Below are 15,087 nucleotides of genomic sequence, written 5' to 3'. Positions count from 1 at the left end.
ATTATTAATAATCAAATTTTATTGTCATGTCATTATTATATCACACCTGCCGTGGCATGCAATAAATCAGTCCGCTCCAATAATATTATATATTCTTTACGTCTTATTATCGTTTTTTATAACAAAATATCATGTATACAAAACAAGGCTGTCGCACCCATATAGGTACAACAGCCCTGTTCAGACTGGCTATTCTATTGTTTTGCCGCTAATTGCTGAACCATGGCCTTTAATTCAGCGATTTCTTTATCTTGTTTTTCTACCTGGGCACGAAGGGTATCATTTTCCTGCAGTTTTTCATTCTGCTGTTCGACGACGGCTTTCAGTTTCTGAATTTCTTTTGCCATCGCTACCCGCGATGTCGTTATCGTCGTGCCCTTGCCGATTCTCCAGGCTACGCCGGCATTGAGCATGTTTTCCCCGCCGCCGAAGCTGCCTCCGATGCTGACCATCGTATCTTCATTGGGGCGGTAAAAGGCGCCCAGTGCCGCTGCATTGGCATTTTTATAATGACCAAATCCGGCTGCAAAATCCCATTTTTCATCGGGATCGAATTCCAGCGGATGCAGGGCCGCCAGTGACGATGCCCCGGCACCGACACGGTTCATGCGGTTGCCCAGCGTATTGATGGCATTGGTGACGCCATTGACTACGCCGCCGAGCTGGCTCACATTCACCGCATCGGTCGCACCCGTTCCCGGAGCTACGTCATGAATCTGCTGTCCGCCCATAGAAACGTTGCTGTTACTGATTTCCACAGCGTGAGTATTGTCTCCATTGGCGGCAATCTTGATGCCGCTGCTGGTTACGGTGGTTCCTGCCATACTGGTACTGTTATTGATGGTGAGGCCATCATTATTCAGGGTACTGTTGCCAGTCGTAACGCTGGTAAGGCCGGAAAGCGCCTTGGACAATTTAATATTCAGGCCGTCGCCATCAGCGTTCTTCACGACACCGATATTGCCGTCCGTGAGTTTCGCCGTATCGGTCTGACCACCAGTGAGCTTCAGGGACGTTCCCATGCCTACAGTAACTGTATTGTCAGCCCCATCGTCACCCTGGAAGACACGGCCGCCGGATACGGCTGCATTGGCCGCATCACTGGCAATACTCTTCACATCGCCGATGTTGGCGGCGTTGGTGTTGTCGCTGGCATCGTGGTTGATGATGCCGCTCTTCACGTTGGTGATGTTCTTGCTCCCTGCATCGATGCCGGAACTGTCTATAGTTACGCCGCCGGCCTTGATGGAGCCGTCATTTCCTAAGTCCACATCCTTGTTCAGGCCGACATTGACAGACTTGCCATCAGAGGAAACAGACGTAGTAATATTACTGTCCCCATGGATACCTACCGTACCACCTAAGTCTGCTTTTGCCGCCTTCCCATCATCAGCGGTAAGGCCAAAGCCGCCGCCTTTGGATGCATCGGTGACACCGGCCACTGCCGCCTGGAGCTGGTCTTCCGTAGCCGCCCGGCCAGATACTGCCGTTCCGTTCCAGGTGGTATTGGACAGACCCGTGATGTAGTTGGCCCCGGCGGTACTGCCGCTGATCGTCAGCCCGCCAGTCATAGTAATCGTGTCTATTCCGGTGAGGTCTTTGGCCAGTTTGATGTCGAAACCGTCACCGGATGCATTGGCCACTACGCCGAGATTGGCCCCGTCAGAAAGTTTGTCTTTGTCCGTTACACCTCCCGACAGCTTCAATGTACTGTTCAGGAGGCGGGTCACAGTGCCATTGTCTCCCGTAAGGAGCAGGCCATCATCCATAGTGGCTACCTGGTGGGTCTTGCTGCTCTGGTCGGTGTAAGTAAGGCGGGTCATGCCCGGTTCCCGTGCCGTACCGCCTGCAGACCAGTAATCATTTTTGCTGTCGGTCAGGCTTTTATCTCCGTACTGAGCTACCACATCGGCTGCAGCACCCTTGCCATCGGCATTTCGTTCCGCATTGACAGGGTCCACATCATTCAGCAGCAGATGACCTTTCCCGGCAGTGCCATAAAGGCCGGCAGCAGTTGCCGTTCCATTCATAATGGACAGCGTACCATCCACCTGAGAAGCTGCATTGGGACCAGTGATACGGACACTGGACGTGCCTGCCGTTCCGTTGACCACCTGATTCAGGGTGATGCCATTATCCCCACTGATGTTCACTTCAGAAGCGCCAGATCCTTTGAACTGCATAGTGCCGTCCACGCCCTGGGTGGTCACATTGCCATCGGCATCGGTGACCTGATGGGCCCCCACTTCCAGATGATCCTGGAGTTCCACGGATACATAGCTGTTGTTGGCACTGTCATATTTTACCTTGGTGAGGATGTTGGCCTTGCTCCGGTCCCAGCCGTCCCCGTCACCGCCGCTGGTCACCACCGGCGCATCACCGAAGATGCGGATAGTGCCGGTCCCCAGTTTGGCCGTCACCGTATCCGTACCTGTATTGCCTTTGTCTCCGGCGGTGATGCTGTAGGTGCTGTTGGCCAGACTGTCCTTCAGCTGGGTACTCAGCACATTCAGCTGGTCTTCCGTAGCCGCCCGGCCGGATACATAGTCCGTGCCATTCCAGGTCAGGTTGGTAAGGCCGGTGACATAATTCCCGGTTTCCGCAGACTGGTTCACCTTTGTGACAGCCGTCTGATAGCCTACTTTGGTACTATCCGCCGTCAGACTGCCCTGGCTGCCCAGATTGATGTCCCTGGCCAGCTGGAGGGCCAGGCTGCCGCTGGTGCCATCGCTGTTTTCCGCAGCTACCACGCCGATGTTTCCGGTAATCAGGTTCCCGTTGGCATCTTTAGCCAGCTTATCCTGGGTGGCACCTCCCGTGACTGCAAGCGTACTGCCCAATGTCACCGCCGCCGTATTGCCATTGTCACCACTGAACTTCAGCCCATCGCTCATGGTGGCTACCGTATGGGGCGCATCATTTTCCCCATCTTTGTATACCAGCCGTTTATCCCCGGTGGACGTGGTATTGGTCAAGTAGGGCTTGCCGTCCATGTACTGACTTTCCACAATCAGGTTGGAATAGGAGTTGTCGCTGTTTGGCCCGTACAGAAGCAACTGGCCCTGTATGTTGTTGCCATTTTCCCCATAGCCCACCTGCATGGACCGGGCTTCCAAATCTTTGTCCAGTTCCACATAGAGGGCATTGTTCTTGTTGATGACCTTCACATTCCGGCCGGAATAGTTGTCATCCTCATCGGTTCCCGTCCCCAGGATGGAGATAGTTCCCCCCAGATTGGCATGGAGGGCTATTGTGCCGCCAGTGGTGCTGTCCACAGGGTTGCTGTTCCCCACAAAGTTCAGCCCCTTGGCATCGGAAGTATCCGTCACTCCTTTGGCTGCCGCCTGAAGGTCACCGATGGTAGCAGCATGGTTCAGGGTATCCCCGGTGGCATCGGCCAGTTTCGTCGTGCCCAGGCCGCTGGCTACATCCACAATCTGGTTGTCCCCGTTGTCCAGGCCGGCAGTGGTCAGGGACACCTTCCCTGCATCGGTGGAACCAGCCTTGGCAATAGTGATTCCCGTGCCAGTCACAGACGTGGTGTTCCCTGCTGTATCTGTATAAGTAGCCGAAGTCAGCTGCAGGTTCTTGCTGAGGGCCAATTTGATGGCCGTATTGGTGGCATCGGCTGTGGTGGTCAGGTTGTCATCATCTTCTGCCGTAATCTTGATGGTCTGCCCCAAACTCTGCTTCACATCTTTACTGCCGGTAGTGCTGTCCGCCATGTCCGCCGTGAGGCCAAAGCCCCCGGTGGATTTCGTCCCATCGCTGAGGCTGTCGCTGACCAGTTTCAGCTGGTCTTCTGTCGCCGCCCGGCCACTGACTACCGTACCACTCCAGGTGGTGTTGTCCAACCCGGTAAGATAGTCCCCGGTATCCGAGCCGCTGGTCTGGTTCCCCAGGACCATGTTGTTTCCTAAGGCGATGGAGGTGAGCCCCGTAAGCTGTTTGGCCAGCTGAATTTTCAGAGCTCCATCCTTTACATTGACCCCGATGTTGCTATCAGTGAGATTCGTGCTATCTGCACCACCAGTAATGGAAAGAGGCGTTGTCGAATTCAACGTCTTGGCAATAACCGTATTACTGTCTGTACTCTGATAATTATCTCCAGCATAAGTCAATCCGTCTTCCAACGTAGCCAACGTATGAAGAGTCTGGGAAGCGTCGCTTTCCGACTGGCCGGCACTGGCCGCCCAGTACTGGATCCGGGGAGAACCGGCCGCCGTACTGTTCAGGAATTTGGGCCCTCCGTAGTTCTGGACCATGGCAGCAAAGTTCCCACTGGCATCGCCCATGCGCAGGGAACCATCGGCCCCGTTCAGTTTCAGATAGGCTCCACCCTGGCCGGTAGCCATGACGCTGCCATCTACTCCGGCAGCATCTTCGGTAGTCTTGGAACCGGCAGTAAGGCTGGTGGCCGTCAGGTTGTCGTCCAGCAGCACCCGGATATCCCCTTTATCACTAATGGTGGTAGTGATGTTGTTGGTATTGTAGGTATGCCCGTCCTGTTTATTGCCACCGTAAATGCCGATGGTATCTCCCAGCTGGGCCGTGTGAGTCAGGGACGTAGCCCCATCCGCCATGGCGCTGGCAGTAAAGGTCAGCCCCTGTTCCAAAGCTGTCTTGCTGGCCAGGCCGGAGATGGTAATTTCCTTCCCCACCGTATCCGTAGGACTGGCCACGGTGAGCTTCACATCCCCGTTGGCATCCACGGAATAAGCTCCATTGGAACCGGACGCAGAGTTTTCCACCAGATGGTAATCCATGTTGGACAGGCCGGTCAGATCTACATCCACGCTGGTACCGTTGTTTTTGTTCAAGGTCAGGGTGGCTGTAGTAGATGTAGTCCCATCATCTGCCGTAGTGGTTGCCGTAGAAACACTGCCCCCGTTTACATAATAGTCGTGGAGACCGGAAACATTCACCGTATTTTTGTTCCGTTCTGTCAGTGTCACTTTCATGGAACCGGGATTATCCGCATCATCGGTGGCTGATCCGTCCGTTACATAGTTGTCATTGGCAACCGTCCCTTCATTCACGTCATTGATGGCTTTCTGGAGCTGATCTTCCGTAGCCGCCCGGCCGCTGACGATAGAATTTGCGTCCCAGTTGGTGTTCTGGAGCCCTGTAATGTAGAATCCCGTGCCGCTGTTGGCTCCGCCGCCGGCCTGGCTTCCCATGTAGATGCCGCCAGTATAAGCGCCGTCGGTTCCTTTGGTGCCGCCAATACGTGCAGTATTGAAATTCACATCCTGTGTTGTAGAAATCTTGATATCACTATCACTGGAAAGGGAAATATTATCTCCTGCCACAAAATTTAAGGTGTTGTCAGACGGAGTAATAGTCTTGACATCGGTCCCGCCAATTTGGGCTTTCCATCCCGAGTTCACTGTGGTGGAAACCGCCGCCAGTTCATCTTCCGTGGCCGCCCGGCCGCTTACATAGGTGGGGTCTGTTGTAGTCCAGGAAGTGTTGGTGAGGCCCGTGAGATAGGTACCCGTTCCGGTCACCGCATTCCCCTTGTTATCTGTAAGAGTCCAGGTGTTTCCCGTATTTCCGTAATTTCCCAGGGTAATTCCGCCCAGGGACCCCCAGCCTGTAGTGCCATTCCAGTTAAAAGTAGTTCCAATACTGAAAATTCCTGTTGTTCCATCAAGAATAATTGTTTTATCCGAATCTGAACCCAACGCCACTTTATCATTCAGGGCCACTTCGTAATCTACGGTACCATCATCCTTGGTGGTCCTGGTGACTTTCGTATTGTTCTTGGTGCTGTCCTTGCTGACCGTCACCATCTGGGAAGCGATGGTCTTCACATCGCCGATATTGGCGGCATTGTCCGTCGTACCATAGACGGCTTTCCCGGCTGTATCCACACCGCTGGCTCCACTGGCCACTTTAGTGATTTGTTTGCTGCCACCGCTGATGCCGCTGGTGGTGAGGCTGGGGCCATCAGTGATTGTGAGCCCGGTGCCATTCAGGGTAGAAGAGCCGGTGGTCAGGGTGCCGTTGCCCCCATCCAGAGTCAGGGCATTGCTCCCCGTCCCCACGGTCACTTTATCCGCCGTCAGCTGGGTATCCATGGCAATGGTGATGTTCCCGCTGTCATCGATGGAAGTAGTCAGGTTGTCCGTCTTGTAGGTGTGACCACTCTGAACATCATAGGCCTTGATGGATACCGTATCCCCCAGAGCCTTGTTCACCACTTTGTAGCCCGTGGTGCTGGAAGCATCGGTGGTATTCGTGGTGAAATTTAGGCCTTTGGCGATATCAGCAGTATTAGTGGCAATATTGGTCCGGTTGGTATCCACCACATCAGACACGCTCTTCAGCTGGTCTTCCGTAGCGGCCCGGCCGCTGACAGCTTTGGTGGTTCCTACGGTCCAGGTCTTGTTGTCCAGGCCGGTGACATAATTTCCAGTTTTGGTTGCATCAGCACCGTCAACCTGACTGCCCATGACCACGGTCCCGGCGGTGACGGAATTGAGTCCCGTCAGGTCTTTGGCCAGCTGGAGCTTCAGGGCCCCGTCACTGGCGGTGACGCCGATGTTGTTCCCCGAAGCCAGATTGGCAGAAGATGTTTCCCCGCCGGTAACACTCAGGGTGCTGTCCAGTTTTACCGTTCCGGTGCCCGCATCCCCAGCCAGTTTCAGCCCGTCATCCAGTGTGGCTACGTCATGTCGGGTGTTGCCGTCCCCATCAATATACTGGAGCCGGTTGATATTGGTGCCGTTGACGTCTGCCGTCCCGTAGCCCACCCCCAGAGAGGTAGCTTCATATTTGGTACTGTCAGCGCTGGGGCCCACAATCTTTACAAAGCCTGCATATCCCTGTACGGAATCTGTCGTAGCCTGACCGGCTGTGACGCTGTCCACGCGGATGTTCTTGTCCAGTCCGATGTTCAGTTTGGTCGTGACGGTCTTCCCGTCATCAGCCGTTTCATTGACCCCGGTGACCAGAATGTTTTCCCCGGAATATTCCGTGGCCGCCTTGGTGCCCGTGCCCTGGACCTGAAGAGTGCCTCCCTGATTCATATGGACAGTAGTATCCGTATTGTTCCCCTGGAAGTTCAGCCCCTTGCTTTCCACTGCTTTCAGCTGAGCCACGTTCACGGCATCCGTATCGTTGGTGCCGGCAGCCAGGTTGGTAATCTGCCGGGAAACCGTAATGGCTTTGCCCTCTTCATCGGTGGTTTTCCCTCCCAGGGACACGGCGCCGCCGATGGAAACCCAGGCAGGGGACGTATCGGTGGTTTCCGCCAGGTAACCCTTGACTCCTTCTGCCGTATTGGCCACAGAATGAGCGCCCAGGGCCACGCCCCCTTCCACGCTGGCAATGGAAGCCACGCCAAGAGCCGTACCTTCATCGGCCGTAGCCTGGGCGTTGTAGCCGTAGGCGGAACTCCCGGTCCTGGTGGCTAAAGCCGTAAAGCCCACAGCTACCGCTGCCCCGTTGGCGGTGGAAGAAGAATCTGTATTGGCGGTCCCCGCATTGGCCCCCACCCCCAGGGCCACTGAGTAATTTCCGCTGGCATTGTTCTGGGTGCCCACAGCCACGGATTCCGTACCGGAAGCCGCAGAATTATACCCTACAGCCAAGGCTCCCAGGCCGCTGGCGGTGGAATTGATGCCCATGGAAACAGCAAAATTGCCGCTGGATTTTGTCCCCACCCCGAAGGCCATGGAGTTAGTCCCAGTGGCCCCGTCATTGTAGTAGTTGGCCAGAGTATTTTCCGCCACCGTCGTTCCGATGCTCAGGAAATGGCGTCCCGCCTGTTCCAGTTCATCTTCCGTAGCCGCCCGGCCGCTCACATAGTTTCCCGGTGTCCAGGTGGTGTTGGAAAGGCCCGTGACAAAGGTGCCGCTGGTCGTTGCAGAAGCATCGGCCAGGCTCATTTTGCCCGTTGCGTCATAAGTGGGAGTTTTGTAGGTATAATCAAAAGACTGCTGGCCAATAGCAATTTTGCCGATTTTTGCCGTTCCAGCCGTACCATCCAGTTTAATGGCAGTCGTGCTGTTGGCATCCCCTGTATCGCCAAGAGAAACCGTGCCCTTGGTTCCGTCCAGAATCACCTGTTTGGCCGCATCGCTGCCCAGGGTCACCGTATCATTCAGCTTCACCGTGGTGGTCCGTATATTGGTATCTTGATTCGTAGTGGAAGTGGCCGTAATATTTTTATTGTCCCCTTCAATATGGATTTTTTCCTGGGACACGCGGATGATGTCGTTGATGTTAGCTCCATTGGTGCCAACATCTCCTCCAGAAGCCACGTTGGTAATCTGATTGCCTCCCATAGAAATCTGGCTTCCCGTAAGGATCACATTATTGCTGGCCCCTGTACTGTCCGTATGGGCAATGGTCAGGCCATTGGTATCGATTTTCGTATTCCCCACAGTCAGGGACCCGGCATCAGTGAGATTCACATCTTTGGCCAGCTGGACCTTCAGGGTACTATCGGAAGCGTTGACCCCGATGTTGTTATCCGTCAGTTTGGTGCTGTCCGCCCCGCCCAGGATGTCCAGTTCTTCACTGAGATTTTTGGTGATGGTAGTAGTGCTATGGTTGTCCCCGCCAAATTTCAGTGCCGTTGTATAATCCTTACCGTTGATGGAGAGGCTCTGCAGTTCACTGGACCCGGTGGAAGCCGTATTGGCCACTACTTTAGAACCGGTGGTAAAAGTCTGGGACACATTGGCTCCATTGGTGGTGTTGGACAAAGTTACCGTAGTATCCTGCCCGTTAGTACCGCCCCCGCCGGCGACGGTAATGGACCCGTCCACTGCCTGGGCCGTGCCGTTTCCGTTACGCATGGTGGTAATGGTGGCCGTAGGCGCAGTAGTCGTGCCTCCTTTGGTCATATCTACGGATTTGATATCATTGTGATACAGGGCTACATCGTTGTCTTTCAGGGTAGCCAGATCCTTGTTGTAGTCCGATACCCGGTAGGTTTCCATCGTGGCATTAGGATCGGTAACTGGAGCCGCCCAATAGCTGTAGTAGGTCCCGTCCTTCATGGCCGTCATGAGGATTTCGTTGTTGGCACCGTACCTTCGTAGACTTCAGACTTATCATAATTGGTGAACACGCCCAGCTTTCCACCGATTACATACAGGTAAGACGTATCCACGGCCTTTCCATTATAAGTATACTGGTTCAACGTTCCATTCCACACCAGCTTGGAATTGGCATCGGTGGTGGTCACAAATCCCAGAGGGGAACCAGTGGCACTGGCAGAACGATTGTACATATCTGCATAGCCGTCCTTGTAATACGTGCGGGTGGAGGTATTGGCCTGGGTATGGCCTTCCCATGAAGGGTCGTAGATGATGTAATCCCAGTTCCCGGGTACCTGGGTACCGCCACCCTGGCTCAGGCCTTCAAAGGCGCTGGCCGTGACCTGATTCAGTGTTTCTCCTGCATTGGTGGAGACTCCCGTAGAGGAAACAGCTGAAGTGGCACTGGAGAGGATATCCGACGGCTGCTGACCACTTCCCGTATACGCCACATCATATCTTTTATCCGATTGGGATAGAGAAGTGTATTTTTGAGCGTCCTGTTCGGTCAAGGTATAGCCGTCCCGGACCCAGTAGCGGGTCTTCCCATCGGAAAGGGTCACTTTGTGATAGGTGGCTCCATTAAACGTATTCGTATCCCGTCCATTATCATTGCTGTTCTGTACTACAAGAAACGCCACATACTGATTCTGGGTCGTACTGGCTGCAGCAGGTTCTGCTGCCTCCGCCAGTTGAAAAGTCCCCATTCCCAAAGACAGCGCACCTGCACAGATAACAGCTGCCGCCAGGCGGGCAACCACCGTCAGATGCCGCGATTTTTCTTTTCCCGACCGGGTGGCCAGTTCAGAAACAACCACATAGCAGTGGCGGGCTCTGTTCCAGATTACCTTATATATGCGATTCATGACAAATCTCCTTATGACATTACAAACATTCGTATTTATTTATTAATATGATATATATATACAGTATGCATCTGTATGATACATGTAGTTATATTCTACACCATTGTAACCAAAAATCAATATTGCTTCTTTCAACAATGAAAAAAATCCGCCATATTCACTTATAATTTCATAATGTTCCAGACTAATTGGTCATTTTATTATGCAAATGACACATAAAAAAGCTTCCTCATTCTCATATTCTCTTTTTTATTTTCAAATCGGCCCACTTTTTGTGTTCCTGTGTTTAGATGAATTTTTATTCATTTATATAACATAATAACTTATTCAATTTGTGTTACTCCGCTCGCTATTGACGATACATCCTGTCTTTGTTATAATATACAAACATAAAAGAACACTAATTACCATATTTATTGTTCATTTTTGTTAATACAACAAGGAGGTGTGTAAAAATAGTACCGGTTCAACGCCGTCAGTGCATCATGGATGAATTGTATGCCCAGCAGATCGTAACCGTGCAGGCACTGGCTGAGAAACTACAAGTTGCACCCATGACCATACGCCGTGATTTGCATGTATTGGAACAACAAGGACTGGTCAAAAAAAGTCATGGCGGGGCCGTACTGTCCGAATCGTCTGTACAGGAAGCCGCCTATCACAACCGCCAGCAGGTACACCGGAAAGAAAAACAGAAGATAGCTGCTGCCGCGCTGGCAGAAATAGACGATGCCATGTGTCTGTACCTGGATGCCGGAACGACCAATTATGAACTGGCGTTCCTCATGGCCCGGAAGAAATGGAATACGCTCACTGTCGTGACAAATGATCTGGTCATCGCCCAGACACTGGCAACCGCCCAGGGCATGACTGTCATCCTGCTGGGCGGGAAAATAGATGCCTCTTCCGGTGCCGTCTGCGGGCCTCTGGCAACTCAAATGGCCGGACAGTTCCATTTTGACATTTGTTTTCTGGGTACGCAGTCCATCACTCCCGACTGGCACATCATGACTGCCAACGCCGAAAAAATCGCAGTCAAAAAAACCTGCATGAATGGATCTGACGAAGTCATCCTGCTGGCAGACCGTTCAAAGTTCAGGAAACATAAAATATATACGATTGCCAGTATTCTCGACATAGATGCCGTTATCAGTGATTATCTTCCCACCAGCCAGGAACTGGCTTTGTTTGAAAAACACGGTCTTACCTTTCATCACGTCTGAAGGAGGAAATGAAATATGCACGAATTTGTCATTCTGGCCGATGATTTTACCGGGGCTAATGACACAGGAGTCCAGGTCGCCAAACGGGGGCTTCCCGTATCCGTCATACTCCGCGCCGAAGACATCCGGCCGGGATCAGAAAGTATGGTCATCGACAGTGAAAGCCGCGTTATCAGTGAAACCGATGCCTACAACCGGGTCTATGCCATGGCCTCTGCCGTAGAACAGACCGGTGGCTGCCGCTTCTTGTACAAAAAAGTAGATTCTACGCTGCGCGGCAATATTACGGCAGAAATCAAAGCAGTCATTGCCGCCTGCCATCCCGACATCATCATCTTTGCCCCATCACTGCCTGCACAGGGGCGGACTGTACAGAACGGCCGTCTCTATGTTTACGGCGTTCCTCTGATGGAAACGGAGATTGCCCGTGACCCCCGCAATCCCTTGAAAACAGACCAGCTTTCCGACCTGTTCGCCCCCTGTCTGGATTCGCCGATCCATACAGAGATACCGGAATCCGGCTGGGAATGTGGTGGATACATCTTCGATGCCGCAACGGATGATGATCTGTACGCCATTGCCCGTCAGGGAATGGCACAGAAACAGAAGATTCTCTGGATTGGTTCGGCCGGCCTTGCCAATGCCCTTCTCCAGATCTGCTATGCCCCCTCCCCGGCTCTGGCCGTCGTCGGCAGTGTCAGTACGCGCACGATGGAACAGCTGGCCTATTGCCGGAGCCATGGCGGCATCATCCACCAGCTTCCCATGGAGCATCTCTATGAAGGTGCTTCCCTCGTGCCATATCTGGACGCCGTCAGAGCATCTCTATCAGGAGGAAAGGACGTCCTGATCACGGCTGCTGCAACGCGGAAGGAATACGAAACGTTCCTGGACTACGGAAAAAAACGGGGCCTTTCATCTGATGAACTGGCTGGTTTTACAAAACACATACTCAGCCAGACCGCTACGGCCATCGTCACTCACTACGCCCTGTGCGGACTGTTTCTCACCGGCGGTGACACGGCTATCGCCGTCGTCGAACAACTTCAGGCCCGCGGATTCCAGATCGAGCGGGAAATTCTTCCCGGTTTCGTCCAGGGACGCCTGCTGGAAGGGCTGTGCCCGCAACTGCCCGTCGTGACAAAAGCCGGAGCCTTTGGTAAAGCGCCGGATATATGGAATGCACTTCAATGTCTGAAAAAAATCCCCCGCCAGGCCTAGAGCGGGGAAACAGGAGGAAATCATATGAATCAATTTGTCGGTATAACCATGGGGGATCCTGCCGGAATCGGTCCGGAAGTATCGTTGAAAGCTATTGATGCCAGACCGGAATATCAGCAATCAGTCCTGATTTACGGAAGTTACGGCGTACTTCAATATTACCATCAGCTGCTCCATCTCAAAACGCCGCTGGCAGTCATTTCATCACCGTCAGAGTTCCGGCCCGGCCATATCAACATTATTTCCGTCACCGATCTGGAAATCGGAAAGGATATCGAAATCGGCAAGGTATCACCGGTCGCCGGCGATGCTGCCTATCAGTATATTGCCCGCGCTATCAGCGATGCCATGGAAGGCCGGATCCAGGTCGTCACGACGGCGCCTCTTAATAAGGAAGCCCTTCATAAAGGGGGCCATAATTTCGACGGGCACACGGAAATTTTCGCTACGCTTACAGGGACAAAGCACTACACGATGATGCTCTGGAGCCAGAACATGTCCGTCGTCCACGTTTCCACCCACTGCTCTCTTCGCGAAGCCTGCGACCGGGCTAAAAAGTCGCGGGTCCTGGAATGCATTCACCTCGCCCATGACGCCATGAAGCGTCTGGGACTGGGCCGCCCCCATGTTGCCGTCGCCGGCCTCAATCCGCACAGTGGGGAACATGGCCTCTTTGGCCGGGAAGAAATAGAAGAAATCATCCCGGCTGTCGAAGAAGCCCGGGCAGAAGGTCTGAACGTTGACGGACCGGTACCGCCCGATACGGTCTTTCTGAAAGCATATAACGGAATATACGATATCGTCGTGGCCATGTACCATGACCAGGGTCATATCCCCATGAAAATGATGGCTTTCGATACAGGAGTCAACGTCACACTGGGCCTGCCTATTATCCGCACCTCCGTAGACCACGGTACGGCCTTCGACATCGCCGGCAAAGGCATTGCCAAAGAAGACAGCATGTTCAGTGCCATTGACCTTGGCATCCGCTTCGCCAAAGGAATATGCCTATCATCTTCTGATAATAAATAAAAATAACCCCGGATTCCGCCAAAAGTCGAATATGGACTGACGGAACCTGGGGAATTTTTGATTCCTATTCTACATGAATTTTGTACGTGGAGACAGGATCACTACGCTCAGCGCTGAATCCCGAAGGCCTGGAAGCCGGGATAGATGCCCTGTCCGTGCAATTCATCTTCAATTTGTAAGAGGCGGTTGTATTTCGCTACGCGTTCGCTGCGGTTCGGCGCGCCACTCTTGATCTGGGCTGTATTCAATGCGACGGCCAAATCGGCAATGGACGTATCTTCTGTTTCACCGGAACGATGGGAGACGATGGCCCGATAGCCGGCGCGGTGTGCCATCTTGATAGCTTCCAGCGTTTCCGATACGGAACCGATCTGGTTGAGCTTGATGAGGATGGCGTTGCCACAGCTCTGGGCAATCCCTTTGGCCAAACGCTTCGTATTGGTTACGAATAAATCGTCGCCTACGAGCTGTACACGCTGACCTAAGGCTTTCGTCAAGGCTGTCCAGCCATCCCAGTCTTCTTCATCCAGTCCGTCTTCAATGGAATAAATGGGGTATGTCTGGGACAGTTTCTGCCAGTGGGCAATGAGTTCGTCCGTCGTGAAGGACTGGCCGCTCTTGGGCAGGACGTAGACGCCTTGTTTCGGTCCCTTCCATTCGCTGGCAGCGGCATCGAGGGCCAGGACGAAATCCTTGCCCGGTTCATAGCCGGCTTTTTCGATGGCCTGAAGAATATATTGGATGGCTTCTTCGTCGCTGGCTAAATCGGGAGCAAAACCGCCTTCGTCACCGACGGAAGTCGCCAGGCCTTTCGCTTTCAGGAGATCGGCCAGGGCGTGATAAACTTCGGAGCACCAGCGCAGGCCTTCCCGGAAAGAAGGAGCACCTGCCGGCATAATCATAAATTCCTGGACATCAACCGTATTGGCCGCATGGGCACCGCCGTTCAGGATATTCATCATCGGTACGGGCAGATAATTGCCATTGACGCCGCCGAGGAAGCGGTATAGGGGAATCCCCAGAAACGCAGCTGCCGCACGGGCGCAGGCCAGTGATACGGCTAGAATGGCATTAGCACCGAGCCGCGACTTGTCAGGCGTACCATCGGCATGGATCATCAGACTGTCAACACCGTATGTATCAAAAGGATTCTGTCCTTTCAGGACATCTTGTAAAATTGTATTGATATGACCGACAGCCTGGGTAACGCCTTTGCCCCCAAAGCGCCGGGCATCCCCATCACGCAGTTCCAGAGCTTCAAACTGTCCTGTCGAGGCGCCGCTGGGGGCAGCACTGCGGCCTAAGGTCCCGTCAGATAACAACACATCGGCCTGCACCGTAGAATTGCCACGTGAATCAAGGATTTCCCGGCCCACGACTTTTTCAATACGAATATCTTTCATAATAATAAAACCTCCTCTGTCAATATATCCTGCATAGCAAATACTGCATTGTGTTTATTATAGAAAATAGCCAGATTTTTTCTCATCATACCTCGTCAGCCTTTGTGAATCACCTCCTATATGATATATTCTAACATATTTTCCTCGTCAGACAAAAAGGGCCACAGAAGGAAAGGTCGCAGGCCCAGGTCGCCTCATTCCCTACTAGCCACTTGTCACTAACAACAAAAAAAGCACTAGCGTAAGCTAGTGCTTTTTCACTTAATCAGCGGCTTCCTATCCTCCCAGG

General features: G+C 53.1%; 7 protein-coding genes. 4 read left to right on the top strand and 3 right to left on the bottom strand.

Annotated elements, in window-relative coordinates:
- Nucleotides 1-194: 194 nt before the first annotated feature.
- Complete coding sequence (locus DW949_RS10290) at nucleotides 195-9,023, bottom strand: YadA-like family protein (RefSeq protein WP_118023132.1); 8,829 nt, start codon at nucleotides 9,021-9,023, stop codon at nucleotides 195-197.
- The gene (locus DW949_RS10285; RefSeq protein ID WP_118023131.1) at nucleotides 9,020-9,919 is read right to left on the bottom strand and encodes an ESPR domain-containing protein; all 900 of its coding nucleotides are present in this window, start codon (nucleotides 9,917-9,919) and stop codon (nucleotides 9,020-9,022) included. Before DW949_RS10285 ends, DW949_RS10290 begins: the two co-directional genes overlap by 4 nt.
- Before the next feature lie 416 nt (nucleotides 9,920-10,335).
- Between DW949_RS10285 and DW949_RS10280 the strand changes: the two genes are divergently transcribed.
- Genes DW949_RS10280 through DW949_RS13960 form a run of 4 tightly spaced genes read left to right on the top strand, consistent with a single transcriptional unit; the run spans nucleotide 10,336 to nucleotide 13,512 of the window.
- Entirely contained in the window at nucleotides 10,336-11,142 is an 807-nt protein-coding gene (locus tag DW949_RS10280; RefSeq protein WP_255417822.1) for a DeoR/GlpR family DNA-binding transcription regulator, read from the top strand.
- A 15-nt stretch (nucleotides 11,143-11,157) separates the two neighbouring features.
- Nucleotides 11,158-12,363: a four-carbon acid sugar kinase family protein gene (locus tag DW949_RS10275; protein WP_118023130.1), complete on the top strand. Its 1,206-nt coding sequence runs from the start codon at nucleotides 11,158-11,160 to the stop codon at nucleotides 12,361-12,363.
- A gap of 24 nt (nucleotides 12,364-12,387) precedes the next feature.
- Nucleotides 12,388-13,395, top strand: coding sequence for a 4-hydroxythreonine-4-phosphate dehydrogenase PdxA (pdxA, locus tag DW949_RS10270; protein ID WP_118023129.1), 1,008 nt, complete (start codon nucleotides 12,388-12,390; stop codon nucleotides 13,393-13,395).
- A gap of 12 nt (nucleotides 13,396-13,407) precedes the next feature.
- Nucleotides 13,408-13,512: a winged helix-turn-helix transcriptional regulator gene (locus DW949_RS13960; RefSeq protein ID WP_118023163.1), complete on the top strand. Its 105-nt coding sequence runs from the start codon at nucleotides 13,408-13,410 to the stop codon at nucleotides 13,510-13,512.
- Here the strand turns inward: DW949_RS13960 and eno are convergent.
- The gene (gene eno, locus DW949_RS10260) at nucleotides 13,503-14,798 is read right to left on the bottom strand and encodes a phosphopyruvate hydratase (RefSeq protein WP_118023128.1); all 1,296 of its coding nucleotides are present in this window, start codon (nucleotides 14,796-14,798) and stop codon (nucleotides 13,503-13,505) included. The genes DW949_RS13960 and eno overlap by 10 nt on opposite strands.
- Nucleotides 14,799-15,087: the final 289 nt, after the last annotated feature.

Origin of the sequence: Megasphaera sp. AM44-1BH (genome assembly GCF_003467125.1) — a bacterium.
Taxonomy (GTDB): Bacteria; Bacillota; Negativicutes; order Veillonellales; family Megasphaeraceae; genus Megasphaera.
Note: the sequence above shows the minus strand (reverse complement) of the source record. Positions and strands in the feature narration are given on the sequence as shown.